Below are 1,829 nucleotides of genomic sequence, written 5' to 3'. Positions count from 1 at the left end.
TCAGTTCGCGTGTGGTAAGATGATGATAGGTCATTTGTGATATCCTTTGCTTTTGTTTGTGGTTATTCAAAAGTCTATCACAGATGGCTTTTTTATGTTTCTAACTTAATTTTACAAACCGGGGTAAAAAATCCCGAAGTGACATGGCTTCGGGATTTTTTACTAGGCATTGACCTGGTAAATTCACTAAAAACTAGTATAATGACGACTAGAATCAATATTATATGATGAGGAGTAATTCAGCGCATGCAGTTACGACTTAAGTACCTAATTACGGGTGTTGTGGCCCTGCTAATCATTTTGATTGGCGGGATGGCATGGCATCAGCACACTCATTTCAATCGCAACACAACGATTAATGGGGTTCGGGTCGGTGGAATGACCGCCCAACAGGCCTATACGAAAGTTAAGAATACCCAGCGAGCCAATAAGGTGTACCTCAATGGCAAGCTGATTTACAGCGGCCAGGCATCGACTTCTGGGATTACCAGCAGTGATCGGGCTAAATTTGATCAGGCATTGAAAAAGCAGCATACCTTTTTCCCGTCGAGCAAGAAACAAAATCTCTTAGTAAAGGCGAGCGGGGCCGTGGATGAACAATTGACGGCCAAGCGGCAGGCGGTTGAAAAGCAATTGACGATCTTAAATCAGCACCGGCGTCCAGCTAAGGATGCTTACGCTTTACTAGTCAACGGCAAGGTTAAACTGGTTGCCGCCAAGAAGGGTACCCAGTATGATCGTGCGGCGCTGCTTCGTCAATTTAATCGGGAGTCAGCTAACGGTACGATGCACCTGACTACCCAGCAGCACCAACCGCTCTCGACATCAAGTCGTCAGGTTCAAAACGAAAAGAAGCAATTACAAAAGCTTCTCAACAAGACCGTTACCTATAAGGTCGAAAAGCAGTCTTATAAGCTGGGCACTAACCAGATTATTTCTCGCGCGACCTACCAGAATGGCAAGTATTACTTTGACACGACGGCAGTCAACAGCGAGATCAAGAAGATCAATCAGAAGCAGGCAACGCTTGGTCGAAGCTTTAAGTTCAAGACCCATGCCGGCAATGTTATTACCACAAACACCAAGGGAACCTATGGCTGGAAGATCAGTGCTCAAAAAGCCGGTCAGACCCTGGCGCAGGCGATTGCAACCGGCAAGAAGGAAGTTAGTGCCGAACAAGACATCTACGGTATTGGCTACAATACCCGGGGGACTGGCTATAACGTCACTAGCAATGACGGCATCGGTGGTACTTATGCCGAGTTATCAATTAGTGACCAGCACGCCTGGTTCTACAAGGATGGCAAGTGTGTCTTCGATGCTGACGTGGTCACGGGTTCCAACACGCCAGGCGACCGGACGCCAAAGGGTGTTTGGTATATCATGTACCAGCAGTCGCCATCAACTCTGCGGGGAACCAATGGTGACGGTTCGAAGTATTCAAGTAAGGTTCAGTACTGGTCACAGTTCACCAATACCGGCTGTGGCTTCCACGATGCCAGCTGGCGGACGAACTGGTCGAAGACTGCTTATCTGAGCAGTGGTAGTGCCTCAACCGGTGGTTCCCATGGTTGTGCCAATATGCATCCGAGTGATGCCGGGACGGCCTATCACGCAATGCAGGTAAACGAGCCAGTAATTGTCTATTAAAATATAGCAAAAAGAAATTGAAAGACCATCTTGGAATTTCAATTTCTTTTTTTGTATTCCCGGTTTGTAAAATTAAGTTAGAAACATAAAAAAGCCATCTGTGATAGACTTTTGAATAACCACAAACAAAAGCAAAGGATATCACAAATGACCTATCATCATCTTACCACACGCGAACT

The 1,829-nt window shown here is 46.3% G+C and carries 1 protein-coding gene; it reads left to right on the top strand.

Features of this window, described 5'->3' with window-relative positions; translation table 11 throughout:
* The first annotated feature begins 246 nt into the window (after positions 1–246).
* The gene (locus OCT58_RS10275; RefSeq protein WP_267202727.1) at positions 247–1,650 is read left to right on the top strand and encodes a L,D-transpeptidase family protein; all 1,404 of its coding nucleotides are present in this window, start codon (positions 247–249) and stop codon (positions 1,648–1,650) included.
* The last annotated feature ends 179 nt before the right edge of the window (positions 1,651–1,829 follow it).

This window comes from Limosilactobacillus kribbianus (genome assembly GCF_026413145.1).
Lineage (GTDB): Bacteria > Bacillota > Bacilli > Lactobacillales > Lactobacillaceae > Limosilactobacillus > Limosilactobacillus kribbianus.
This window is presented reverse-complemented; position numbering and strand designations above follow the sequence as displayed.

Excerpts from the sequence above, each read along its gene's own strand:
- OCT58_RS10275 (WP_267202727.1), top strand. The coding sequence starts at position 247 with ATGCAGTTACGACTTAAGTACCTAATTACGGGTGTTGTGGCCCTGCTA.